At 67.8% G+C, this 23723-nt stretch carries 24 protein-coding genes and 1 pseudogene; 6 read left to right on the top strand and 19 right to left on the bottom strand.

All coding sequences use genetic code 11. The features are described 5' to 3' along the window. Positions 1-157: 157 nt before the first annotated feature. On the top strand, positions 158-2959 hold the full coding sequence (secA, locus tag AB0I35_RS12100) for a preprotein translocase subunit SecA (protein ID WP_357395809.1): 2802 nt from the start codon (positions 158-160) through the stop codon (positions 2957-2959). Between the two features lie 70 nt (positions 2960-3029). Here the strand turns inward: secA and AB0I35_RS12095 are convergent, their stop codons facing one another. From AB0I35_RS12095 to AB0I35_RS12085, 3 genes are all read right to left on the bottom strand, one after another. Continuing rightward, positions 3030-3779, bottom strand: a complete 750-nt coding sequence (locus AB0I35_RS12095) for a peptidase inhibitor family I36 protein (RefSeq protein WP_357395808.1) — start codon at positions 3777-3779, stop codon at positions 3030-3032. Between the two features lie 127 nt (positions 3780-3906). Further along, complete coding sequence (locus AB0I35_RS12090; RefSeq protein ID WP_067637425.1) at positions 3907-4230, bottom strand: hypothetical protein; 324 nt, start codon at positions 4228-4230, stop codon at positions 3907-3909. Next, positions 4227-4505: a hypothetical protein gene (locus AB0I35_RS12085; RefSeq protein ID WP_067984941.1), complete on the bottom strand. Its 279-nt coding sequence runs from the start codon at positions 4503-4505 to the stop codon at positions 4227-4229. The genes AB0I35_RS12090 and AB0I35_RS12085 overlap by 4 nt, the downstream gene beginning before the upstream one ends. Positions 4506-4616: 111 nt before the next feature. On the opposite strand from AB0I35_RS12085, the gene AB0I35_RS12080 reads away from it, so the two are divergent. After that, on the top strand, positions 4617-5924 hold the full coding sequence (locus AB0I35_RS12080; protein ID WP_357395807.1) for a hypothetical protein: 1308 nt from the start codon (positions 4617-4619) through the stop codon (positions 5922-5924). On the opposite strand, the gene AB0I35_RS12075 is transcribed toward AB0I35_RS12080, so the two are convergent. The 7 genes from AB0I35_RS12075 to AB0I35_RS12045 are packed head-to-tail and all read right to left on the bottom strand — an operon-like array spanning position 5892 to position 11154. Beyond that, the gene (locus AB0I35_RS12075; protein WP_357395806.1) at positions 5892-6305 is read right to left on the bottom strand and encodes a type II toxin-antitoxin system VapC family toxin; all 414 of its coding nucleotides are present in this window, start codon (positions 6303-6305) and stop codon (positions 5892-5894) included. The genes AB0I35_RS12080 and AB0I35_RS12075 overlap by 33 nt on opposite strands. After that, on the bottom strand, positions 6298-6549 hold the full coding sequence (locus tag AB0I35_RS12070; RefSeq protein WP_225278889.1) for a type II toxin-antitoxin system prevent-host-death family antitoxin: 252 nt from the start codon (positions 6547-6549) through the stop codon (positions 6298-6300). Before AB0I35_RS12070 ends, AB0I35_RS12075 begins: the two co-directional genes overlap by 8 nt. Before the next feature lie 52 nt (positions 6550-6601). Then, positions 6602-8128 (bottom strand): class I adenylate-forming enzyme family protein, encoded by a 1527-nt coding sequence (locus tag AB0I35_RS12065; protein ID WP_357395805.1) that lies wholly within the window; start codon positions 8126-8128, stop codon positions 6602-6604. Then, positions 8125-8880, bottom strand: a complete 756-nt coding sequence (locus AB0I35_RS12060; protein ID WP_357395804.1) for a glycosyltransferase family A protein — start codon at positions 8878-8880, stop codon at positions 8125-8127. The genes AB0I35_RS12065 and AB0I35_RS12060 overlap by 4 nt, the downstream gene beginning before the upstream one ends. Positions 8881-8893: 13 nt before the next feature. Beyond that, positions 8894-9256: a hypothetical protein gene (locus AB0I35_RS12055; protein WP_357395803.1), complete on the bottom strand. Its 363-nt coding sequence runs from the start codon at positions 9254-9256 to the stop codon at positions 8894-8896. Then, on the bottom strand, positions 9253-10119 hold the full coding sequence (locus tag AB0I35_RS12050) for a hypothetical protein (RefSeq protein ID WP_357395802.1): 867 nt from the start codon (positions 10117-10119) through the stop codon (positions 9253-9255). Before AB0I35_RS12050 ends, AB0I35_RS12055 begins: the two co-directional genes overlap by 4 nt. A gap of 6 nt (positions 10120-10125) precedes the next feature. After that, entirely contained in the window at positions 10126-11154 is a 1029-nt protein-coding gene (locus AB0I35_RS12045; RefSeq protein ID WP_067491432.1) for a 3-oxoacyl-[acyl-carrier-protein] synthase III C-terminal domain-containing protein, read from the bottom strand. Positions 11155-11368: 214 nt separating this feature from the next. On the opposite strand from AB0I35_RS12045, the gene AB0I35_RS12040 reads away from it, so the two are divergent. Beyond that, a complete protein-coding gene (locus AB0I35_RS12040) occupies positions 11369-12472 on the top strand; it encodes a cytochrome P450 (protein ID WP_357395801.1) in 1104 nt (367 codons plus the stop codon). 1 nt (position 12473) lies between these two features. On the opposite strand, the pseudogene AB0I35_RS12035 reads toward AB0I35_RS12040, so the two are convergent. From AB0I35_RS12035 to AB0I35_RS12010, 6 genes and pseudogenes are all read right to left on the bottom strand, one after another. Further along, positions 12474-13663, bottom strand: a pseudogene (locus AB0I35_RS12035) (FAD-binding oxidoreductase). Positions 13664-13672: 9 nt separating this feature from the next. Continuing rightward, positions 13673-14320, bottom strand: coding sequence for an ATP-binding cassette domain-containing protein (locus tag AB0I35_RS12030; RefSeq protein WP_357395799.1), 648 nt, complete (start codon positions 14318-14320; stop codon positions 13673-13675). Further along, complete coding sequence (locus AB0I35_RS12025; protein WP_357395798.1) at positions 14307-15320, bottom strand: ATP-binding cassette domain-containing protein; 1014 nt, start codon at positions 15318-15320, stop codon at positions 14307-14309. Before AB0I35_RS12025 ends, AB0I35_RS12030 begins: the two co-directional genes overlap by 14 nt. Then, positions 15317-16147, bottom strand: a complete 831-nt coding sequence (locus AB0I35_RS12020; RefSeq protein WP_357395797.1) for an ABC transporter permease — start codon at positions 16145-16147, stop codon at positions 15317-15319. Before AB0I35_RS12020 ends, AB0I35_RS12025 begins: the two co-directional genes overlap by 4 nt. Further along, a complete protein-coding gene (locus tag AB0I35_RS12015) occupies positions 16140-17093 on the bottom strand; it encodes an ABC transporter permease (RefSeq protein WP_357395796.1) in 954 nt (317 codons plus the stop codon). The genes AB0I35_RS12020 and AB0I35_RS12015 overlap by 8 nt, the downstream gene beginning before the upstream one ends. 20 nt (positions 17094-17113) lie before the next feature. Further along, positions 17114-18697 carry an ABC transporter substrate-binding protein gene (locus AB0I35_RS12010; RefSeq protein ID WP_357395947.1) on the bottom strand — a complete coding sequence of 528 codons (1584 nt, stop codon included), beginning with the start codon at positions 18695-18697 and terminating at the stop codon, positions 17114-17116. 81 nt (positions 18698-18778) lie between these two features. On the opposite strand from AB0I35_RS12010, the gene AB0I35_RS12005 reads away from it, so the two are divergent. Both AB0I35_RS12005 and AB0I35_RS12000 read left to right on the top strand, forming a co-directional pair. Then, on the top strand, positions 18779-19114 hold the full coding sequence (locus AB0I35_RS12005; protein WP_067491441.1) for a metalloregulator ArsR/SmtB family transcription factor: 336 nt from the start codon (positions 18779-18781) through the stop codon (positions 19112-19114). Between the two features lie 29 nt (positions 19115-19143). Further along, positions 19144-19842, top strand: coding sequence for a type 1 glutamine amidotransferase domain-containing protein (locus AB0I35_RS12000; protein ID WP_357395795.1), 699 nt, complete (start codon positions 19144-19146; stop codon positions 19840-19842). Here the strand turns inward: AB0I35_RS12000 and AB0I35_RS11995 are convergent. From AB0I35_RS11995 to AB0I35_RS11985, 3 genes are all read right to left on the bottom strand, one after another. Next, positions 19817-20254 carry a hypothetical protein gene (locus AB0I35_RS11995; protein ID WP_181700312.1) on the bottom strand — a complete coding sequence of 146 codons (438 nt, stop codon included), beginning with the start codon at positions 20252-20254 and terminating at the stop codon, positions 19817-19819. The genes AB0I35_RS12000 and AB0I35_RS11995 overlap by 26 nt on opposite strands. Positions 20255-20316: 62 nt before the next feature. Continuing rightward, positions 20317-20760, bottom strand: coding sequence for a MarR family winged helix-turn-helix transcriptional regulator (locus AB0I35_RS11990; protein WP_067491704.1), 444 nt, complete (start codon positions 20758-20760; stop codon positions 20317-20319). Between the two features lie 72 nt (positions 20761-20832). Next, positions 20833-21420: a DUF4352 domain-containing protein gene (locus AB0I35_RS11985; protein ID WP_357395794.1), complete on the bottom strand. Its 588-nt coding sequence runs from the start codon at positions 21418-21420 to the stop codon at positions 20833-20835. 322 nt (positions 21421-21742) lie between these two features. Between AB0I35_RS11985 and AB0I35_RS11980 the strand changes: the two genes are divergently transcribed. Continuing rightward, positions 21743-23674 (top strand): N-6 DNA methylase, encoded by a 1932-nt coding sequence (locus AB0I35_RS11980; protein WP_357395793.1) that lies wholly within the window; start codon positions 21743-21745, stop codon positions 23672-23674. Positions 23675-23723 lie beyond the last annotated feature (49 nt).

Below are 23723 nucleotides of genomic sequence, written 5' to 3'. Positions count from 1 at the left end.
CGCCTCACCGAATGCCGTGACCTGGGCGGATGTGAGCACCCGGTACACCGGGCATCGGTACGTGCGGCCGGGTACGGTGGTCTGCGGACTACCATTGCCCACAACACTGTGGCTCACTAGCCCGAACCCGACTCCGACCAGAGGACTGACGAGACCCGTGCCTGCGCTGACACTGACGAGGTTGCTACGGATTGGTGAAGGCCGCATGGTCAAGCGGCTGTCGAACCTCGCCGATGAGGTCATCGCGTACGGCGACGAGATCGAGGCGTTGACCGACGAGGAGCTGCGCGCCAAGACCGAGGAATTCCGCGAGCGCTACGCCGCTGGTGAGACCCTCGACGACCTGCTGCTCGAGGCGTTCGCGGTGGCCCGCGAGGCGTCGTGGCGCGTGCTGAACCAGAAGCACTACAAGGTGCAGATCATGGGTGGCGCGTCGCTGCACCTGGGCAACATCTCGGAGATGAAGACCGGTGAGGGCAAGACCCTGACCTGTGTGCTGCCCGCCTACCTGAACGCGATCTCCGGCGACGGCGTGCACGTGGTCACGGTCAACGACTACCTCGCCAAGCGCGACGCCGAGTGGATGGGCCGTGTGCACCGCTTCCTCGGTCTCGAGGTCGGCGTGATCCTCGGCGGCATGACCCCGGCCGAGCGCCGCGTGGCCTACGCCGCCGACATCACCTACGGCACGAACAACGAGTTCGGCTTCGACTACCTGCGCGACAACATGACCCACTCGCTGGACGATCTGGTCCAGCGCGGGCACAACTTCGCCGTGGTCGACGAGGTCGACTCCATCCTCATCGACGAGGCACGTACCCCGCTCATCATCTCGGGTCCGGCTGACGCCTCCTCCAAGTGGTACGCCGAGTTCGCGCGCATCGCGCCGCTGCTGAAGAAGGACGTCCACTACGAGGTGGACATCAAGAAGCGCACCATCGGCGTGCACGAGGCGGGCGTGGAGTTCGTCGAGGACCAGCTCGGCATCGACAACCTCTACGAGGCCGCGAACTCGCCGCTGGTGAGCTACCTGAACAACGCCATCAAGGCCAAGGAGCTCTACCAGCGCGACAAGGACTACATCGTGCGCGACGGTGAGGTCATCATCGTCGACGAGTTCACCGGCCGCATCCTGGTCGGGCGCCGCTACAACGAGGGCATGCACCAGGCGATCGAGGCCAAGGAGAAGGTCGAGATCCAGCCGGAGAACCAGACCCTGGCCACGATCACCCTGCAGAACTACTTCCGCCTCTACAACAAGCTGTCCGGTATGACCGGTACCGCCGAGACCGAGGCCGCCGAGTTGCACTCGATCTACGGCCTGGGCGTGGTGCCGATCCCGACGAACAAGCCGATGGTCCGTAAGGACCAGGCCGACCTGATCTACAAGTCGGAAGAGGCCAAGTTCAACGCGGTCGTCGACGACGTGGTGGAGCGGCACGAGAAGGGCCAGCCGGTCCTGATCGGCACCACCAGCGTGGAGCGCTCGGAGTACCTGTCCAAGCAGTTCACCAAACGCGGTGTGGCCCACAGCGTTCTGAACGCGAAGTTCCACGAGCAGGAAGCCCAGATCATCGCCGAGGCCGGTCGGCCCGGCGCGGTCACCGTGGCGACCAATATGGCCGGTCGTGGTACCGACATCGTGCTCGGCGGCAACGCCGACATCATCGCCGACATCCTGCTGCGCAAGCAGGGCCTCGACCCGGTCACCACCCCCGAGGAGTACGAGGCCGCCTGGCATTCGGCGCTCGAGCAGGTGAAGAAGCAGACCGAGGAAGACGCTGAGACGGTGCGCGAGGCCGGTGGTCTCTACGTGCTCGGCACCGAGCGTCACGAGTCGCGTCGTATCGACAATCAGCTGCGTGGTCGTTCCGGTCGTCAGGGCGATCCGGGCGAGTCGCGGTTCTACCTGTCGCTGGGTGACGAGCTGATGCGCCGCTTCAACGGTGCCGCGCTCGAGGCGATCATGAACCGCCTGAACCTGCCCGACGACGTGCCGATCGAGGCGAAGATGGTCTCCAAGGCCATCAAGAGCGCCCAGACCCAGGTCGAGCAGCAGAACTTCGAGATCCGCAAGAACGTTCTGAAGTACGACGAGGTCATGAACCAGCAGCGCACCGTCATCTACGGCGAGCGCAACCGGATCCTGCGTGGCGAGGACATGGAGGGTCAGGTCCAGAACATGATCACCGACGTGATCACCGCCTACGTCGACGGCGCGACCGCCGAAGGCTACGTCGAGGACTGGGACCTGGAGAAGCTGTGGACCGCGTTGAAGTCGCTGTACCCGGTGAGCCTGGACCACAAGGAGCTGGCGGGCGAGACCGCCACCGGCGAGGCGGGCGAACTGACCCGCGACGAACTGCGTGAAGCTCTGCTCGAGGACGCGCACAACGCCTACGAGAAGCGCGAACAGGAAATCGACGGCCTCGCGGGCGAGGGCGCCATGCGCAACCTGGAACGCCAGGTCCTGCTCTCGGTCCTCGACCGCAAGTGGCGTGAGCACCTCTACGAGATGGACTACCTCAAGGAGGGCATCGGCCTGCGCGCGATGGCCCAGCGTGACCCGCTGGTCGAGTACCAGCGCGAGGGCTTCGACATGTTCGCGGCCATGCTGGAAGGCCTGAAGGAGGAGTCGGTCGGCTTCCTGTTCAACCTGCAGGTCGAGGTCCAGCAGCCGCAGCCCGAAGGCGTCTCCATCGACAAGGGCCTGCGTTCCCCGGTGGGCGCCCCCCGCCCCCAGGATGCCGCCCCGCAGACCCAGGCCCCGCCTGCCCTGCGCGCCAAGGGAATCGACGAGTCCACCCCGCGCGGCCTGAACTACTCGGGCCCCGCCGAGGACGGCCGCGCCGAATCCCACTCCGACGCCCAGGAATACGGCGGTCGCCCCACCACCGGCACCCGCCGCGAACGTCGCGAGGCCGCCCGCACCGAAACCAAGGGCAAGCGGCGTCGCTGATCGGTTTTTCGAATAACGCAGGCCCTCATGGTTTTCCGTGGGGGCCTGCGTTGTATTCCTGATCATTCTTTCAGGAGGGTGGGGCGGCCGTGGTTACCGTCGACGTGGTGGTCGTCGGCTTGCGGGTTGTACTCGTCGGGATCGGTGCGGTTGTCGTGGTGGTCTTCTTCGAGGTGGTGGTCGGCACCGGTCCCACCGTCAGCGACCGGGCCCGACCCTGCCAAGCCTCGGGCAGATTTCCCTTGGTCGACACCGCGATGGTGTAGCTGTCGCCTTCGTGTCCTGCGGTGTCGAACAGGGTGACCGTCTTGCCGGTGCGGTTGAACACCGAGACGGCGGCGGCATCGATGTGCTGGCCGCTCAGGTCGGGGGAGCCGATCTTGAACAGCGACATCTTGCCCGCGCCGTCGTGTCCGGTGAACACGCACACATACGAGGTGGGGCAGCGCTCGAAGCCGGTGCAGCCGCCGGTCTTGTCGCACCAGTCCTCGGTGACGCTGGTGAATGTCTTGGCGCTGACTGTCGTTGTCTCGCTGCCGTTTCCGCTTTCGAGCTCGACGGTGTGTTCTTCGTCGGGTGCCGCGCCGAGCCGGTCGATCACGTACTCACAGGCCGCGCTCAGCGCGATCCCGGTGGCCGCCGTGACCAGCGCCGCCGTCACCGTCACCCCCGCGCGCAGTTTCAGCGCGATGACCTCGACGACCGGAATCACCATCTCGCACACGACATCCTGTGTCGTCTCGGTCGCCTTCTCGTGGTCACACGCCACCGCACCGAACCCGACGAACATCGCGAGTATCACTGTGAACACTGTCCGCACAGCGTCAGAATGCGCCTGGGAACTGCTCTCCCGCAGCGGGTTCCGTCGGCAACGAAACCCGCGTTCGGGCGTGGTTTCGATTGCTCAGCACAACGAACTTCTCAGTACTGATCGGCGGTCGGGGCGCTCAGCTGGCTCGGTGGATGGGGTGGACTCGGGAGAGGGCGCGTTTGGCTTCGGCCAGGGAGATCATGTGGTCTTCGTCGTCGATTTCGGCGACGGCGGCCTCGGCCCATTCGCGCAGTAGTGTCGATACTCCGACGCGCCGTTCGTCGGCCAGATCCTTGAGGCGGGAATGCAGGCCGAGCGGTAACCGAATCGAGGTGGTCACCATGATGTCCTCGTTGGCCGGCAGTCGGGGCGGCGCGTCGGCAGGCTCGTCGGAGAAACTCAGCCGGTCCATGAAATCGGCGAGTTCCTCTCGGCTGGACGGAAAGTCCTGATCGCTCATGATGGATTCCCACTTTCCCACTGCTCGAATCGCGCCAGCTCCTCGGCACGCATCGTCCGTGCGCCGATGATCACCCACGTCCAGTCGTCGCGCTGCCGTGTGACCACGATCAACGGACGCCCGGCCGTGGTGCGCCCCCACACCGTCAAGACGGTCACCTGGCCGTCGAAGGCCGGGCGCGGCCACCGTCGTGACGCTGCGAGGACCTGCCGAACCTCGCTGGGTTCGATGCCGATCAGGTGAGCGATCGCCCAATCAGGCCACTCGAAACCCATAAGTCCATAATACGCACGTAGTAACCGACTGTGAAAGAGCTGTGTATCGAACCGGCCGCGGTTCGTTAGGCTCGCCGTGACCCGATTTCCGACCGAGGGAAAGGTGCGGCGGTGCGCACGGAGGCGGTGAAGCGACCGTTGTCGGCGTCGGAACGCTGGTTCTGGCTGGTGGACCAGTTGTCGCCCGCGAATTGTGTGGTGCGGATTCGGGTGCGTGGGCCGATCGGTGCGTATCGGCTGGAATTCGCCGCTGAGGCGCTGGTCGCGGAGTTTCCGCTGTTGCGGTCGGTGGTCGGGGAGGGGCCGAGTTTCGCCGCGTCGGCGGATCCGCATCTGCCGGTGCTGCATCGCATCGTCGCCGATCCCGACGATTGGCGCACCGTGTTCGACACCCAGCTCGCGACGCCGGTCGATGTGGCGACCGCGCCGGGCCGGATCGTGGATCTGGCCTTTAGGCCGGGGACCGACAACGAACATCACGACCTGATCGTGGTGTTCTCCCACGTCTATCTCGACGGGCGTTCGATGGTCGCGCTCGTCTGGCGGTTGCTCGCCTACGCCTTCGGCGCCGAACCGGCGCCGACTGCTCGCCCGGCGATCCCGGCTCCCGACGATCTGATTCCGCCCGCGCAGACGCGGATGTCGCGCTGCCTGTGGACGAATGTGTCCGCCCAGCTCACCGCCTTCGCCCGACGCGCGGCGAGCTTGCCCGGCTGCCCGCCACCGCTGGCGATTCGCCGCACCCGCACGGTCGTACGCACGATCGCGGGGCAGAGGCTCACTGCGCTGCGCGCCCGCTGCCAACGCGAAGGTGTCACCGTCAACGCGCTGTTGGCAGCAGCCCTGGCCGAGGCGATCGGCGGCTGTGTCCCGAAAGCAGCCGCTACGGTGGGCATCGGCATTCCTGTCGACGTCCGGACCCGCCTGAATCCCCCTCCCGCCGAAGACGAACCGGGCATGTTCACCGCCGTAGTCCCCACCTTCGTCCCCTTCGGTGCCGATCTACCCGACGCCGCGCGATCGGCCAAAGCGCAGCTGGACAGGGGAATCGCCCGCCATACCGATCTCCGCTCGTTGGCGGCCATCCGCTACGGCTGCCCCCGCACCCTCGAATCAGGCAGGCGCACCATCGAACTCATCGACCGCCGCGCCCCCTGGAACATCACGCTCAGCAACCTCGGCCTGGTCACCCCACCGGAAACCCCTGAGCCCCTGCACATCACCGACGTCACGGTGGCAGGAACCAACTCCTGTGCCAGCGCCCTCACGGTAGGCGTAGCCACCTTCGACAACACCATGTCGATCACCTTCTGCTACGTCGACACCATGCTCCCGAGGGAAACCATCGAAGCCCTGGCCGACACCATGATCGCCACGGCCGATTACTCAGACCGGGACAACGTTGAGCAGAGGACCTAAGCCCTTGAAATCGTCCGGGTTCCGTGTGTAGAGCGGCAGCGCATGTTGGACAGCGGTCGCAGCGATCTGCAGGTCTGCTGTGCGACTGCGGGGTTTGCGGCCGAGCTGTTCGACCAGTAAAGCCAATGATCCGTAAACATGCGCCGTCTCGGCGTCGAAGACCAAGGGGTCGAATGTCCGCACCACCCAGTGGAACTGGAGTTGGCGCTGGGCTCGGCGTACCGGGTCCTTCGCCGCGTGGACTCCGGCCGCGAGTTCGGCGAGGCTGACTGCGCTGATCGCGGCTTCGGCCTGACTGGGAAGCTCGGTGTGGATCTCGGCGTAATCGATGAGGACCGAAGTGTCCAGCAGGATATTGAGAGGTTCGGCAGCCTCACTCACGGCCGGGGACTTCCGGATCGATCATCGCATCGAGGTCGGCACGCCACTGTTCGTATCCGACAGCAGGCAAGGTCGCGCTGGTGCGCGCGAGCTCGGACACCGGCACGAATGTCCGGCGAACCAATGGCTCGAGTTTGGCCACCGGATTGCCGTTCCGCGTGATGATGAAGCTTTCGCCGGCTTCGACGGCGGCTAGAACTTTCCCGCTGTCGTTGCGTAGGTCGCGTTGCTGGATCTGCCTCATAAAGCCGAGTGTACTCTGCTGCTACGGCGTGTACAGAATGCTACGGATGCGGTTATGGCAGGAGAGCCCGCACCATTTCGCGCAGCGCGGTCCGATCGGGCTTGCTTGTCCGGCCTGTGACAGGGATGCGGTCGACGACCACGATGTCGTCCGGCAGGGCGGAGGTGTCGATGAGCTGCGGTAAGACGGTGCGGAGGCGGTCGACCACATCGCCCGCGCCGGGCTCGGCGACGATCGCGAGGACGATGCGTTCGTCGCCGATCTCGTCGGGTAGCCCGGCGAGTACGGCCTCGCGCACCCCGTCGACGCCGGCGATCGCCGGTTCGTAGAGTCCGGGGTAGATGTTGGTCTTGCCCCGGATCATCATGTCCTTCTTGCGTCCGGTGAGGACCAACCGGGTGCCGTCGAAGCGGGCGAGGTCACCGGTCGCGATCTCGGTCAGCGGTGCGGAACCGAGGTAGCCGCGGCACAGGTTGGGGCCGCTCAGGACGAGTTCGCCGTCGTCGGCGATACGTGCCTGGACGCCGCGAACAGGCGTGCCGAGCAGGTCACCGTCGTGCGCGAGCTTGTCCGCACCGGTGGCAACGGCGACGGGCAGGATCTCGGTCATGCCGTAGACGGCGAGAAACTCGGTGTCGGGCAACGACTTCTTGGCCCGACGCAGCAGCGCGGCCGTCACCGGCGCACCACCGAGGGCGACCTGACGAAGGTACTGCGGCGCGGTGATCCGCCCCGCCTCCAGCGCATCGAGGGCCACGGCCAGGTCGGCGGGGGTGTAGAAGGCGTGGGTGGCGCTGCGCAGGTCGCGGGTGAACCGCACCGGATCGATGTGGGTGCCGAAGCGGGGATACCTCGGCATGGCCCAGCGCGCACCCGACATCAGCGCGGGCAGACCCATCATGAGCTGTTCGGTGTGCAGGAACGCACCGGGCGCGAGGCTGGTCCGCCCGCCCATCGCCGCCAGCCCGGCACTGAGCGAAGCACGGGTATGCACAACGGCTTTCGGCTCGTCGGTGGTGCCCGAGGTGAAGACGATCAAGGCTTCCGATTCCGGATCACCCTGGGGCAGAGCCGAATCCGGCGCGTCACCGAATACGCGGCGCAGCGGGAGGGATGGCAGGGGTGTGCCGGGCAACCACACCCCGCTGTGCAGGTGCCGAACCTCGAGCTCGCTGAACCGGGGCAGCGTCAACCCACGCTTGCGCCCGAATCCGGCGAGCGGCCCACTCAGTGCGTAGAGCAGCGATTCCGTTGCCGCCCAGCGCGGTTCGACCAGAGCGATGCGCTTGGCGAACAACTCCGGCCCCACACCGGGATCCACGAACACAATGGTCCCGCCCGCGGCGATGGTGCCGAAGATCAAGCCGACCGAACTCACCGACGGCCGGATCGAGAACAGCATCCGATCACCCGGCCGCAACCCGGCGACCCGCAGATTGTGTGCCACCCGGCCGATCGTGTCGACCAGTTCGCGATAGGTGAGTGCCCGCTTGCCGACGGTTCCGAGCGCGGAGGCATCCGGAATGCGGGTGGCATGGGTGGCGAGACGGTCGAGGAAATCGGGAAACAGCGAGCTCACCGGATGTCGACCACCTCGGGCCGGTAGCGGTGATCGGCGTACCAGGCCAGCGTCTTGCGAATACCCCACGCGCGCACCCGCCGGTTCGACCCGTACACCCGCACGTCACGGCGCAGCCCGTAATCGGTGGTGATGGTGCGCACCGCGTTCACGAGGGCACGGTCCTCGTGCAGGTCCTCGATGGCGGTACGCGGGAATCCGCCTGCGGCCGAATAGAGTTCGGCGGTGATGGCCATATTGCACCCCGGTGTCATCACATACGGCCCGAGATATCTCGGGTCACGATTGCCCGAGCGCACCTTCCCGAACAGCGACGCCACCTCGAGCGCGACGCGGATGATCGTGCGGTCCCGCCATGAAACCCCCTCGTCGGTCCGGGGAATCAGCTGCCCGCTCACCAGGCGCAGACCGGAGTCGAAGCCGGCGCGGATCCGCTGTGTCCAGTCCGGCGCGGGCAGACAGTCGGCGTCGGTGCGGGCCAGCAGTTGCGCGCCCTGGGCGATGGCGTACCGCATACCGGTGTCGGCCGCCGCGCCGGTGCCCTTCTGCGCCTCGCCGATCACCTCGATCACCGGAACGGGGTTCGCCACGGCGAATTTACGCACCACCTCGACGGTGCGATCGGTCGAATTGTTGTCGACGACGACCACCGTGAAATCGGTGTCGCGTTGAGCGGCAAGGGCTTTCAGCGTCGCCTCGATCCCGCGTTCCTCGTCGAACGCGGGGATCACCACCCACAGCGGCTTTTTCACGGGCGCCGGTTGGTCATGGCTCGCCCAGGGTCTTCCACCAGGTGGCGCCGAGCAGCATCGTCATCAGCGCGGCCCGGCCGGTCGGGATACCGCGTTCGGCGGCCACCCGCCGCGCGGCCGGGATCTGCGCGGCATGCACGCCGACACTGAGCACCACATCGATCCAGAACGCCGCCCGCAGCAGCTTGGTGCGGAACGGTCGGACCACACCGAGAATCAGGAACAACCATCCGAAAACCGGGATCGCCCGCAGCGCGAGCACCGCCTCGCGGCTCGGGGCACGCGGGGGTTCGGCCCGGTGACGGCCCGGTTGGGGCACACTCACCTGCCAGAACTCACCCTCCGTAGAGACCGCATGCAACGGACGACTGCTCACCGCACTCCTTGTCCTCGGTAGGTCACCGCCGCCGCCGTCGGCCCGCCGTCGGCGGCGACGAACAGCAGCGCACGATTGTCGTGTCCCGCCGCTCGCGCGGCGACATAGGCGCCGGTGAGGGCGGAGGTATGGGCGTCACCGGCGAAGTCGTCGGTCACCACCGCCGCGACGCCGAGTTCGCGCGCCAGTTCGGTGGCGAAGTCCGGCGTCGGCTTGCCGCACACCAGTACTGTATCGGCCGCGTCGAGACCGTCGGTGGTCAGTGCGTCGCGGGCGGCGATCACCGCGTGCTCGACGAGTTCGGCTGTGCCGGTAACGAGTTCGACGGTCAGCGCGGAGCGTCCCTCGGCGCCCATCTCGGCGAGTGCCACGTACCCCTGCGCATCGGGCAGGGTGTCACCGGCGCTCACATGGACGTCACCGAAACCGGCTACGTCGGCCCGGTTCTCGAGGACGAATGCCGCACCGACGGGCTGGAACGGGAAGTGCGCGTCCGCGCTCATCGACGGATGCGCGTCACCGGAGACGATCACCACGTGCCCGTTGGGCAGGTCGGCCAGCAGCGAGGCGGCCACGCCGATGGCGTTCACCGACCCGCAGGCGCCGTTCATCAGGTCGAACGACAGGCACGGCACGTCACCGGGCCGGTACTCGAGGCCCACACCGGCGGCCTGCTGGATGAGCGCCGCCACCGCCGGTTCCACCAGGTTGGCGTCGCGGTACACCCCGACATTGATGAGCGCGTCGACCTGCTCGTGCGGACAGCCCGCCGCGTCGAGCGCGGCGCGGGCGGCCTCGGCCGCCTGACCCACCGAGCTGACGCCGCCGGTGCGTGTGATCGCCGCCGAAATGATAATTCCCATACTGTCCTATACCCGAAGATCGCCCAGTGTCACCGACAAAAATCCCGCGACCACCCCGGAGGCGGCGGGCACGAGCAATACCTTCGACCCCGGTGCGATCCGGCCGTCCCGCAGCGCGTCGTGCAGAACGACGAAATGCGAAGTCGACGCGGTGTTTCCGTACTTGTCGAGAACGGCGAGCTTGGGTGGCATCACCGAGTCGAACTCGCGCTCGGCGATCTTGTCGATCAATTCCACTGCGGGGCCGCTGAATTGGTGGTGGATCAGGTAGTCGTAGCCCTCGGCGGCGAAACTCGAGTCGCGCTCGGTGAGGAACCGCTGCTGACGCGAGGTCCACAGCAGATACCGCGATTCGTTGTGCATCGCCCGGTTGTCGGTGTAGAGCGCCACGCCCGCGCTGCGGTCGCTCGGCATTCCGAGACACAACTTCGCGTAGGCGGCGCTGGTATTGAGTTCCACATAGTCCAGGCCGGGTCCGTCCGTGGCCTCGAGCAGCACGGCCGCGCCCGCGTCGCCGACGGTGAGCGAGGCGAACTGCGGGTCGTACTTCTCGGAGATCTCGCGGACCGCGGTGTCGGAGATCGGCGTGATGCACTCACCGGAGACCACGAGGCCGCGTTTCACCGCGCCGGAGCGAATCATCCTGTCCAGCACCAGAACTCCGGTCAGCATGCCCGCGCAGGCATTGGAGACGTCGAAATGTATCGCGCGGGTGGCGCCGAGGGTGTTGCGCAGCATCAGCGCGAACGACGGTTCCAGGCAGAAATCGGTGCCGCGGGTGCGGGTGATCGAACACGAGATCACCACATCGAGGTCGGCGGCTTCGTAGCGCGAGTTGTCCAGTGCGGTGCGGGCCGCGGCGAGGGCGATGGTGAACGAGTCCTCGTCGTCACCGCGCACCCGGCGGGCCCTGACCCCGCTGACCTTCTCCAGATCCAGCGGCGCCTCGACGGCCAGCCTGCTCATCAGTTCCGTCGTGGTCAGCTCGCGGGACGGCAGATACGCGCCGATCGCTTCGATTGTCGATCTCACCATGTGTGTCACTTCCAGCTATCGCGCGAAGGCCGACTCCGCCACCGTGCGTCTCGCCGATCCTAGTCACAGACCTTCACTAATCGGGCCTGGTCAGCTAGATTCTGCCGGGGTGTGGAGTACTGCTCGTCGCCGTGAACTCACCCTACTAGCCGCAGGTCAGCCCTGGTTACCGGGCTTATTGCTGTTGGGACGGGTCGCGCGGCCGGTGCGCAAAGTGCCCGCACTCGGCTGGTTCGTCGCCGATCCCGTGATCGCCCGCCAGATCTACAACGACAGCACTCACTTCAGCATCGTCTCCGAGGGTGCGGCCGGGCACTGGTGGTCGCAGGTGATCGGTGACTGGGTGCAGGACCTGTTCGAAGGTCCGGGGCACACCGAGTTGCGCACCAAGGTGCGCGACCTGTTCACCCTCACCCACACCGATGCCCTCGTCCGGCGGGTCATCGGCCCCGATCTGCGCGATCTGCGGGAGCGGCTGGCGGCGGGTGAGACGGTCGACATGGCCGCCCGCGCGCAGATCCTCGTCGGCCGCAGCGTCTCCGACCTGGTCGGCATGCGGCCCGAGGACATCGCCGCGGCCATCGGTGGCGATCCCGACGCCGACCAGGACGCGCTGTTCCTTCGCCTGTTCCATCATGTGGAGGAGCTGGTCAACCTGGGTTTCGGCACCATGACCTCCACCACCCTCGACCCGGTCGCGGTGGCGCGGGCCAGGGAACTGGCCACCCGGCTCGCCGTGAACGTTCCCGCCGCCTACGAGCGCGCCGACCCCGACACCACCCTCGGCCGCTGCCGCGAACTCGGTCTCGCGGTCGAACACGCGGCCGGGCTGGCGATCCTCATGGCGGTCGCGGGCACCGACACCCTGGCCAGCGCCATGACCAGGATGGTCGCGATCATGCACGACAGCGACCAGCACCGCGCCCTGCTCGCCGCCCCCCACCGCCTTCCCGACGCGGTCCGCGAAACCCTGCGCGTCACGAGTCCCGCCTACCTCGTCGGCCGCTCCGTCACCGCCGACGTCCGCGTCGCCGACCGCGACCTCAAAGCAGGCGATCACGTCAAGATCCTCACCTGGACCATCAACAATGCCGCGGGCGATTTCGACATCCACCGCGACTACAACCCCGAAACCCGCCAGCTCTGGTTCGGCGGTGGCCGCCACCTGTGCCTCGGTGCCCAGTTGGTCCACTCCGAACTGACCGCCCTGCTCGAATCCCTCACCGCCGCGGGCCGTCCGTGGGAAATCGTGCACCGCCGCTACCGCCGGAAAGTCTTCATCCCCACGTACGAATCCCTGCGGATCCGGCTCGCCTGACTCAGCCGAGGAGACGCAGGCGGCGGGCGAGGTCGGAGGCGAAAACACCCTCCGGGTCGATTCGGTTCCGGATGCGCCGCCATTCGTCGAGGCGGGGGTACATCGCTTCGATCATGTGCGGGGTGGTGCGGGAGTCCTTGGCGAAGTAGAGGCGCCCGCCCGCGGCGAGGACGCGCTCGTCGAGTTCGGCGCAGAACCGGCCGAGGCCGTCGGTGCAGGCGAAATCAAGGCTGAGCATGTAACCGGGGTGCGGCCAGGACAAGGGTGCCGGGTTGCTCGCGCCCATGCGTTTGAACACGTTGAGGAATGAGTGATTGCCCGATTCGGCGATGGCGCGAACGGCCTCGGCCAGGTGTTGTTCGGCGCCGAAGGGCATCGAGAACTGGTATTGCAGGAAACCCCGTTTGCCGTAGGCGCGATTCCATTCCCCGAGCAGGTCGAGCGGGTGATAGAACTGCGTCAGATTCTGGATGCGGCCGCGTGCCCGGCGGGGAAACATCCGGTGCGCCGCCTCCCCGGCGATGCGCGTGGTGACGGCGTTGACCATGCCGTTGGGGAAGATGTCGGGCACCGTGAACAGTTGTGGCGCATCGAAAGCCAGCGGCTCGGCGCGCAATTTCGCAGGTAGCTGATCGAGCGTGGCCAGCGACCCACGACTGAAACCCGCGCGGCCGAGCTTCGCCCCGGTGGAAATGGTGTCGGGCACCGCCATCGAATAGTCGTAGCCGTCGTCGGACCCACCCGTGAGCAATTCCATGGCACGTGGTTGCCGAAGCTGCCCTGCGAATGATGGTTCTTCCCATGGATATCCGCCGCGATCGCTCCGCCGACGGTCACCTGGCGCGTGCCGGGCAGCACCGGCACCCACAGGCCGTGGGGCAGGGCCGTGCGCATGAGCGCGTCCAGGCTCACGCCCGCGTCCACGTCGACGATCCCGCTGTCGGGGTCGATGCGGTGGATCCGGTCCAGGGCGGTCATGTCGACCACCAGGCCGCCGCCGTTCTGGGCGGGGTCTCCGTAGCTGCGGCCGAGCCCGCGCGCGATCACCCCGCGCGCGCCCGCGGTGCGCACCCGTTCGGCGATCAGTTCCAGATCGGGCGTGCGCAAGACCTCGGCGACGGTCGGCGCGGTGCGTCCCCACCCGCTCAAACGCCGTCGCGTTCCGGTGCATGTCCCCAGCGTCGATGTCACCCGGCCACGCTAAACCGGCTCGCTGAGCCCCGGCTGAGACAGTTGTGGAGAAAGTGTGCCCTTGTGCAGGGTGTGCACACGGGTGCAAGCCACCTCGAGGAGGGCGGGGTCGTGGCTGATGAGGAGGACGCCGAGGGTGGTGGCGTGCTCGATGACCAGGCGGATGACGGCGGCGGTCGTCGCCGCGTCGAGCATGGCGGTCGGTTCGTCGAGGAGTAGGTAGCGCGGATTCTGGGCGAGGGCGCGGGCCAGGCAGGCGCGTTGGAGCTGGCCTTCGCTGAGGGTGTGGGGGCGGCGGTCGAGGAGGTCGGGGGTGAGGCCGACCGAGGTAGCCAAGGCGGGGATATCGATGGGGCGGCGATGGATTCGGGCGGGCTCGGCGATGATCTGTGCCACGGTGAAGTGGGGATTGGCCGCGGCGCGCGGGGACTGGAAGACCATGGCTGTGGTGCCGCGTGCGCGTCGGGGTGGTACGCCGTCGACCGTGACCAGCCCCGCATCGGGCGTGCGCAGTCCCGCCAAGGTGGCGGCGAGAGTTGTTTTTCCCGAACCGGATTCGCCGCCGAGTCCGACGATCTCACCGGGCGAGATCGTCAGCGTCACGTCCTCGAGTACGGGGCTGCCGTAGCCGACAGTGATCGAATCAGCGATGAGCACCGTCGATACCTTTCCGAATCCTGCGTTGCCGCTGTGGAACCAGCACAGTAGGTCCACCCGCGTAGGGGCAGATGTCGGACAGATTCGTCAGCTCCCGTGGTGGATGGGGGAGTGGGTGCAGGCCGTGCTCCGGTAGCGCGGCGAGCAGATCGCGCGTGTAGTCGTGCCACGGATCCGCGAACACCTCGGCCGCGGGCCCCACCTCCATCAACCGCGAGGCGTACATGATCGCCACCGTGTCGGCGATCCCCGCCCGCAACAAATGACTCAGATCATGGGTGATGAGCAGGACGGCCGCACCCGCGTCGGCGCACTCACGCAGCAGGGCGCCGATCCGATCGGTGTGACCGCGGTCCAGCCCGGCCGTCGGTTCGTCGGCGACGATCACCGCGGGATCACCGGCGAGCGCCGCAGCGACCGCCGCCCGCTGCGCCATTCCACCGGACAGCTGGTGTGGATAGAGGTTCAGTGCTGCGGGTTCGAGGCCGGCTCGGCGCAGCAGGTCTGCCGGTGTGTGCGAGGCTTCCAGCGCTGCAACGGTTTCCGCAAGTTGCGAGCCGATCGTACGAACCGGCGTGAAATGTGTGCTCGCGGACTGAGGAACCAACGCGATATGACGACCACGGTACGGCTCGGCCTGGCGACGACGCGCCGACCATCGGGATTGTGGAGGGCGAGGATCAGTCCCGGCGTTCGCCGGCGAGCACGATCCGCCGCGATCACCCACGATGTGCACGCTTCGAGCACGAAGATCGAGTCGAACAGACCCACTCACCACCGCCGCCCGCGGCAATACCCCCATCACCGCGCTCGCGACAATCGACTTCCCACAACCGGATTCCCCGACGAGCGCCGTGACCGTGCCTGCCGCAACCTCGAGCGACACCTCACTCACCGCATGCACGACAGCGCCACGTCGCACGGGGATCCGCACCGTCAGCCCATCGATCCGCAGCCCCTCCGGAAGCTCCGTCCGGGGACTTGCGCCCACCCCGCTCATCGCGGAATCCGGGAAGGCTTGGGCGGCAACAGAATCCCCCGGAGCGACGACCCGGCCACAGCGACCGCAATGGTCGTCACCACCAGGAATCCCGCCGGGAACACCAATGTCCACCACCCGCCGAGCAACAGCGAACTCCGCGCCTCCTCCAGCAGGGTGCCAAGACTCGGTTCGTGCGGCGGCAAGCCGAACCCGAGGAACGACAGCGTCGACTCATGCCAGATCGCATGCGGCAGAAGCAGAACCACCGCTATCAACGCCTGTGGTGTCACGGCGGGCAACAGGTGCCGGGTGAACAGGTGGGTGCGTCCGGCCCCGGCCAGCACTGCGGCAGCCACATATTCGCGTTCGCGCAGGCTCAGACTCTCCGCCCGCACGATCCGCGCCACCTGCACCCAATGCGTGAGCCCGATGGACAACACCACCGCTACGGCATTGCCCCGGAACAGCGCGACGATCACGATGCCAAGCAGCAGATGCGGCAGGGCGTTGGCGGTGTCGGCGAACCGCATCAGCACCCGGTCGACCCGTCCGCCTGCCAGCGCCGATACCGCACCGACCAGCACACCGAGCACCGTCGACACCGCCGCCGCGCACACCGCGACCACCAGCGAAGTGCGCAGCGCCGCCGCGATCCGCACGAACAGCGACCGGCCCGCCGCATCGGTACCGAACCACCACTGCGCCGACGGCGCCTGCCGGGCCTGGGCGAAATCGGTGAGCCGGTCCTCGACACCACCGAGCCACGGCACGACGAGCGTGTAGATCAACACGGCGACCAGCACCGCGACCGCGACGACCAGCCGTCGCCGAGCACGCTCAGCCATCGGCCCGCACCCGCGGATCCAGCAGTACCACCGCGATGTCGGCGAGCAGCGAACCGAGCAGCACCGCACCCGTCGTGACGACAGTCAGCGTGGCCAGCAACGCCATATCCAGGTCTTTCGCCGATTGCACGAAGGCACCGGCCACCCCTGGCCAGGAGAAGATCTCCTCGACCAGCACCGCGCCGACCACCACTTCGGGCAGTCGCGCACCGAGGATCGTGACGAACGGAGCCAGCGAGGAAGGCAGGATGTGGCGGCGGGTGACGGTCGCGGTGTCGATGCCGCGCGTCACCGCGCCCACCACGAAGTCCTCACCGCGATTGGCGGCCACCGTTTCCCGCACCGCGAGCAACAACCACGGCAGCTGCGAGACCGCCAGGGCGGCGGCGGGCAACACCAGGTGCCGGGCGACCTGCGCCGCATCGACCTCGGCGCCCGCATCGGTGAGCCCCGCAGGCGGCAACCAGCCGAGCCCCACCGCGAACACCCCGATCACGGCCAGCGACACCACGAACGGCGGCAGCCCCTGCAGGGCCACGCAGGCGGCACTCACCACCCGGTCGAGCAGGCCACCGCGGCGCATCCCCGCGACCACCCCGGCCACGAGCGACACCGCGACCGCCACCGTCATGGCGACCGCGACCAGCAGCATCGTCCACGGAACGCGCTGGGCGAGAAGCTCACCCACCGGCTGGGCGAAGCTACGCGACACCCCGAGGTCGCCGGTGCACAGATCGGCGGCCCACCGCGCGTAGAGCCGGTACCAGGGCACGTCGAGCCCCAACTGCCCGGCGAGCACCGCGCGATCGGCGGTGCCCGTGGTCACGTAGCGGTCCCCGAGGTACCCGACGAGCGGGTCGAACGGTGACACCGCCGCCGCCGCGAACAGCGCCGCCGACACCACGACCAGCACCGGAATCATCGTCAGCACCCGCCGCCGCGTCATCCGCGCGATGCCACGCCCCCTCACGAGCCGCGCGTCCAGGTCTGTAATGACCACCACGGCCCCCATGTCACGCCGTGCGCGTGTGGTTCGAGCACCGGACCCGACATCGTCCACCCCGAATCCTTCACCACATAGGTGTGATCCAGGTGGACGAGGAAAACGTGGCTCGGGTCCTCGGCGTAGCGGGTCTGCACCGCCCGGTAGGCGGCGGCCCGGTCAGCCGGGTCGAGGGTGCGCCTGGCCTTTTCGAGAAGGGCATCGATCGTGGGATCGGAGTGGCGGCTCGCGTTGTCGTACGGACTGCCGGCACCCGGATCGACGGTGTGCAGGGTGTTGTAGGCCTGCGTATCGGTATCGAAGGGCTCGCTGCCGCCGCCGAGCAGGATGCCCGCCCGTTCGATCCGGGGTTCGATCCGATCCCAGGACAACGCTTCGAGGTCGACCTCCACACCGACCCGGCGAGCATCCGAGGCGAAAGCCATGGCGAGGTCACGGCGCAAGGTATCGGTGGAGTTGTACATCACCGTGAACCGGGCCCGCACACCCTGCTTCGCGCGCACGCCGTCCGCACCGCGCGGCCAGCCCGCCGCGTCGAGAATCTGCTCGGCACGCGCCCGATCGAACGCGAAAGACACTGCGGGGTTGTGGGATTCGCCGTATACCTCGGGAACGGGGGTGTAAGCGGGCCGCCCGTATCCGCCGAGGATGTTGTCGATCATGGCCTGCCGATCCACGGCGAAATTCAGCGCGAGCCGGACCGCGGGATCACCGGCCACCGGATCACCGGCGGGCAGGGAGACACCGCGCCAATCGGCAGAGGTGTTGGCGTGCACCGACATCGGCGCGCGATCGGCGAAGGTGGCGGCCAGCAGCGGTGGCAGCGAGGTTCCGTCCAGCTCGCCGCTCGCCATCCGCTGCGCGCGGGTGTTGTCGTCGGGGACGTGGAGCACCGCGAGCCGCTTGACGACAGGCGCACCGCCCCAATAGTTCTCGTTCGCCACGAAGACGGCTCGGGTCGGTTCGAGTGTTGTCAGCCGGTAGGGCCCCGTGCCGACCGGCTTCGTGTTGAGCGCCGACTCGGTGGCGGGTCCCGGTTCGGCCACCGCTTCCGACGGCACGATCCCGATGAGCAGCTTGGTCGGGAACGCGGCATACGGGTGCCGCAGCGTGAATCGCACGGTGGCGGGATCGATCGCCTCGACCCGCTCGATCATCGAGAACGACGAACGGACCTCCGAAGCCGAGGCAGGGTCGAGGATCGCTCGATACGTGGCCACCACATCGGCCGCGTCGAACGTGGTTTCGTCGCTGAACCGCACGCCCGTGCGCAGCGGCACCGTCCACACGGCAGCACCGGGCTCGGCTCTCGGCAACTCGGTGGCCAGCGCGGGTGCGAAACCGGGCATCCCCGGACCGCCGGTGAGCCGAAGCAGACCGTCGTAGATCTTCGCCTCGCCTGCCGCGCCGTACCCGGCGATCGGGTTGTATCCGCCCAGCTCGGCGGCATCCGCGAGGACCAGCGAATCGGTGGTCGTGGCGGTCGGCGCACCGCAGGCGGTGAGTACCAGCGCGAACGCGGCCCCCGCGACGGTCCGAATTCGCATCATGATGTTCCTAGCTGTTTATCTGAACAGATGGACAGATGATAGTCCGGTGCCGAATCCGGCGACTAAGCTGAGGGCGTTATGGGAGAGCCACGCACACTGGACGGGTCGCCGGTCGAGCTCGGCAGGCGCGCGATCGGTGATGTCGAGATCCGCGCCTGGGCGCAGCGATTCGACCTGCTCTCGGACCCCAACCGGCTGGAGATCCTGCTCTGCCTGCACCGCACCCCCGGCATCAGCGTGGGTGAGCTCGCTGCCGCGATCGGGCGCACCGAGAACGCGATCTCCCAGGCGCTGCGCGTGCTGCGGCACGAGGGGTGCGTCGTATCGAGCCGGGAAGGGCGGTCGGTCACCAACCGACTCGCCGACCCGATCATCCACGAGATTCTGCACACCATCGGCGCCAAACACACCTGACGTCGATCGGCCCTGCTCGGGAGGCGATGATGGCGAAGATCCTGTTCGTGATGACCGGTGCCGACCGCTGGAGTCTCACCACCGGCGCCAAGCACTACACCGGCTACTGGGCCGCCGAATTCACCACCGCCTACCTGGCCTTCCGCGAGGCGGGACACGAGGTGCTGGTGGCGACGCCCGGCGGGGTGGTGCCGCCCGTCGACCTGGGCAGCCTCGCGCCGAACGCCAACGGCGGCAACGACAAAGCGCAGGAAGTGGCCGAAACGATCAAGGGCGCGACGGTTCTCGAAAAGCCCGTCGCCCTCGGCGAGATCTCCGCCGCCGACATCGACGCCCTCTACTACCCCGGCGGTTACGGGCCGATGGAAGACCTCGCCGGCAACGCCGATTCCGCCGCGCTGCTCGTCGATGCCCTGCGCGCGGACAAGCCGACAGCGCTGATCAGCCACGGCCCCGCAGCCCTGCTCGCCACCGGCGCCGACTTCGCGGGCTACCGCATGACCGCCTTCAGCAATGCCGAGGAAGAACTCAACGGGCTGGCCGATCGGGCCCGTTGGCTCCTGCAGGACCGGCTCACCGAACTCGGTGTCGACTACCGCCGCGCCGAACCCTTCGCCCCGCATGTGGAATCGGATCGCTGCCTGCACACCGGCCAGAACCCCGCCTCGACCCCCGACCTCGTCGCCGTGTTCCTCGACGCGCTCAGCCGCCCGGGCGCACGATCATGAGGACGACGACCGCCGTCCACAGCAGGTTGTAGATCCCCGCGAGCATCGACAGCATTCGCAGGCGTTTGCCGTCGTCGGGCTCGTCGAGTGCCTCGCGTTGCATCGGATGGATCTGCACCGCGAGCAGGCCGCCCGCGATGGCCGTGGTGATCATGGCCGAGGTGATCCAGATTTCGTTCATCCGGCCCTGAATGGTGGCCAAAATGATCCCGACCACCGGCACGATGATCGCCAGTTTCGCGTAGTTGCCGGTGATGCGGTGCATCGCGACGGCCACCGACCGGCTGCGCACCGAATCGGGTTCGGGCGCGGCGATCGGCGCGTAGCGGGGGAAAAGACTGGTGGCCACCGCCGAGCCACCGACGAAAACGATGCCCGCGAGCACATGCACCGACAGCAAGAAATGTTCCACTACCGACCTCCAGCCTTCAACATGCTTGAAGCGTAGCGCAACCTTCATAGTTGTTGAAAGTGCTAGGGCGAGGCGCCCGAGAACGCCTCGAGAATCGCCGCGCCCACCTGTCGCTGGATCGGATCCGCCTCGGGGCCGAAGAGCTGAATATCGACCTGCGACACCACTTCTCGTGCCGCCGCCAGCAGGCGAACCCCGTCTTCGGTGAGTTCGATGGTCGACGCCGACCCCGCCCGCGCGGTCCGGTCCCGTACCAGCCCCGCCCCGACCAGCGCCTTCACCGAGGTGTGCACACTCTGCACGCTGGTCCCCGACATCCGTGCCAGCTCGCTGAACGAGGCCCCCGGCACACCGTTGATATGCCCGAGCAGCCCCAACCGGGCCACCGTCAGGTCCAACGGCGCCAGCCCCGCTCCCAGCGCCGCCTCCACCCGTCGGCACAGGGTGATCACCAGGATGCTCGGGCTCATAATCGGCGGTCCGGGTCGCCCGTCGTCAGTGGTCATACCCCGCATTTTCCCGTACGCGCACGGCTCGGTGCCCGGCGGATACCGCCGGGCACCGAGCCGGGTGATCGCTTACTTCAGCGCTACCCGCGCACCGTTGGAAAAGGCCGAGTCGTGGAATTCGACCGCCGCCGGGTCGGTGCCGGTCGGCACGTCGAACACCAGGACCATCGAGATCTTGTTGCCCGGATTGATCTCGGTGACGAGCTCGTCGTTGACATTGATCTCCGCCGAGGTGTCGTTGGCGAACTCGCGACCCTGGGCGTCGATCAATTTCTGATTCGCCCCGAAGTACTGCTGGGCGACATCGCCGACATTCGTCACCTCGATGTGTACGAGCACGAATTCGCCCTGGGCGGTCTTCTGCAGGTACGGGTTGTCGCCGACCGTGCGGACCGGCGGGTCGACCTGCGTCACCGTGAAAGCGAATTTCCCGTCGCGGACCTCGGTTCCCGCCGGTGCGGCCACCGACCGGGCCTGCTCGCTCTTGGCGACCTCGTTGGCTGCCCCGCCGATGAGGGCCACGCAGCCGCCGAAGAGGGCGAGAACCGCGAGGAGGAAGCCGCCGAGTACCCACGGCCAGACCTTGCGCTTCTTCGGCGGCTGCGGGTAATAGGGCTGCTGCGGAGCACCGGGATTGGTGTGCTGGGGATGGGACATGACTGGCTCCTCGTCTGGAAAGGTCGGGTGTGGTCGCGCCGGGACGGACCGTCCGGCGTGCTGGGGGTGGGGTTGCCCGGCTGGTTGACGCAGCGTGAAAGTGTTGGCGCGCAACAGATTTGCGCTGCGGAAGCGGCTTCTGGCCGGTTGTCGCTCCGTTGAGGAGGACGCTACACCGAACATACGCCATTGGCAACAGGAGAACAATGTTTTCAAGCTTTACTACTTTTGTATGTGTACGACGGAACGGATAAGTAACCGACCCATGTAAGGTTTGACCTTGACTACCTGGCCGGTAGGGCCGGGGGCCGAGAGGAGACCCATGCCAGACTCGACGCCCACCGTGGCCGCCGCCGAGATCTCGCGGTTGGCAGGCGTCACCCGTGCGACCGTCAGCAATTGGCGGCGCCGCCACGCCGACTTTCCCGCGCCCGTCCCGGGAGGCTCGGAGAAACGGCCGCTGTTCGACCTCGCCGAGGTGCAGCAGTGGCTGCGCGGCCATGGCGTCACCGCCGCCGATTCCCCGGTGCAACGGCTGCGCACCCTCTTACGCTCGGAGGTCGCCCCCGACGAGGTCGTCGCGCTCATGGCATTCGTCGCCGACAAGCGTGCGAAAGCCGCCGATCCCGTGCGTGAGGCCATCCGCGAGGCGATCGATGAAGTCGGCGTCACCCAGACGCTCGCGGTACTGTCCGAACGTGGCCTCGACGGGCCGAGTACCGGCGTCTATCCGACCGACCAGCCTGTGGCGGCTCTCATGGCCGATCTACTCGCCGCCGCGACCTCACCCACTCCGAGCTCGGTCCTCGATCCCTCCTGCGGTGGTGGCACCCTCCTGCTCGAAGCCGCGCGTATCGGCGCGACCAAGCTGAACGGGCAGGACATCCTCCCGGTGCAAGCCGGCCGCACCGCGGCGGCGCTCGGCATTCTCGTCCCGCAGGCGAAGTCCGACATCCGCGCCGGCGACGCCCTGCTCGCCGACGCCTTCCCCGAGACCGAGTTCGATGCGGTTATCTCCAACCCGCCCTATTCGCAACGCGATTGGGGGGCCGACGAGCTCGCGCTCGACGCGCGCTGGGTGTATTCGGTGCCCCCGCGCGGTGAATCCGAACTCGCCTGGGCGCAGCATGCCCTCGCCCACCTGCGCCCGGGCGCGACCGCGGTGCTTCTCCTGCCGCCTGCCGTCGCGGCACGATCGTCGGGTCGGCGGATCCGCATGGAACTGTTGCGCGCCGGTGCGCTGCGCGCGGTGATCGCGCTGCCTCCAGGCGTGTCGACACCGCGTCAAGTCGGGCTGCAACTGTGGGTGCTGCGCCGCCCCGGTGTCGGTAGTCCCGGTGACACGTTGTTGTTCGCCGACACCACCCGCCTGCCTAATCGTGGGGACCAACCGGACTGGCAGCACCTGTCGACCACGGTGCTCGAGTCCTGGCGTGCGTTCGACGCCGGTGAAGCGCGGGCCGCGACGGTCCCCGATGTCACCGCCGTGGTTCGGGTTATGGATGTCCTAGACGACGATGTGGATCTGACGCCCGCCCGTCAGGTCCGTGCGGCGGTCGACCCGGGGAACGCCTCGGCCGCCGCGCACACCGCTATCGGTGCGCTCGGTGACCGTCTCGGCGAGCTGCGGGCGGTGGCCGAGACTGTGCGCGAATGGGATTCGGCCCCCGGCGCGGACTGGCGTTACGTGGCGGTCGGCAACCTGATCGCCGGTAAGGCGGTGCGGATCGTCACCGCGACCACCGACCCGGCCCCCGTTGACGACGCGCGTCCGGTGCTCATGGGCCACGACCTGCTCGGCAGCCGCAACCCGTCGGGCATCACGACCCCCGGGGCGCCGGTGGGGGAGCCGATCGAAGAAGGCGATGTCCTGGTGTCGCGGCTGCGCGACGACCACGGTGCCGCCCAGGGCGCCCGCGTCGCCGAGGGCGCCGATATCGGTGCTGTTCCCGGCCCGGGCGTGCTCGTCTTCCGCACCGATCCCGCCCGCGTGGATCCTTGGTTCTTCGCAGGCTTCATCGGCAGCCCCGACAACGCGGCCGCCATGTTTGGCACCACTACTATCCGCCTCGATCCCGCGCGCCTGCGCATCCCGCTGCTGCCGATCGCCGCACAGCAACGCTACGGCGCGGCATTCCGCCGGCTGCACCAACTCAGGGTGAGCGCCCGCACGACTGCCGAGGCCGCGCGCGCCGCCGCGGACCTCATCGCCACCGGCCTCACTGCGGCCGCACTCGAGCCACCGGCGAAGTAGTCGAGGAGCCGCCGACGACCTCGCTACCGGTCCCGACGGCGTAGTCGAG

Origin of the sequence: Nocardia sp. NPDC050378 (genome assembly GCF_040655675.1) — a bacterium.
GTDB lineage: Bacteria > Actinomycetota > Actinomycetes > Mycobacteriales > Mycobacteriaceae > Nocardia > Nocardia coubleae.
This window is presented reverse-complemented; position numbering and strand designations above follow the sequence as displayed.